Source organism: Amycolatopsis sp. SID8362 (genome assembly GCF_010550475.1).
Classification (GTDB): domain Bacteria; phylum Actinomycetota; class Actinomycetes; order Mycobacteriales; family Pseudonocardiaceae; genus Amycolatopsis; species Amycolatopsis eburnea.
This window is the reverse complement of sequence record NZ_JAAGNB010001404.1, coordinates 1-544: the sequence shown is the minus strand read 5'-3', so window position 1 is coordinate 544 and position 544 is coordinate 1. Positions and strand designations below refer to the sequence as shown.

The following is a 544-nucleotide window of genomic DNA, read 5'->3' as shown; positions in this document are numbered from 1 at the left end:
ACCGCACCGGCCCCCACCGCGCCCGCCGCGCCGCCGCCGACGCGGTAGCGCACCGCGCGGACGTTGCGGAAACCCGGCGGCACCGGCGCGCCGTTGACGCCGTCGCCGAAGGTGACCACGCCGGTGTCGTAGTCGACGACGAACACGTGGTCGTCCGGGCCGTAGGCGGCGAGGCTCGGCACCTCCTGCCACCGCGAGGCGCCCTCTTCGGTGGTGCCGAACAGATCCATGCCGGGGTCGTCGTCGACCTCGATGACCACGGTGCCGGCCAGGATCGGGACCTGGCTCAGCCGCAGCCGCCGCCGTTCGGACGGGTTCGCGGGGTCCTGGACGGGCTCCAGCGGCTCGTCGAAGAAGGTGCGGGCGGCGGTGGCGGCGACGGTGTTCAGCCGCAGTCCCGACACGAGCGGGGGCGCGACCGTCAACATGCCTTGCGCGACCTGAAGCCGCAGCCAGCGCAGCGGCGGGCTCGGGCGCGCGGTCGGCGGTTGCCCGGGCGCCCAGGTGCGGGGCAACCGCAGCTCCACGGTGCCGCTGGCGCGCA

At 75.7% G+C, this 544-nt stretch carries 1 pseudogene; it reads right to left on the bottom strand.

What is annotated here, in order from left to right:
- Nucleotides 1-515, bottom strand: a pseudogene (locus G3I65_RS42930) (putative baseplate assembly protein); the annotation flags it as partial.
- Between the last annotated feature and the right edge of the window lie 29 nt (nucleotides 516-544).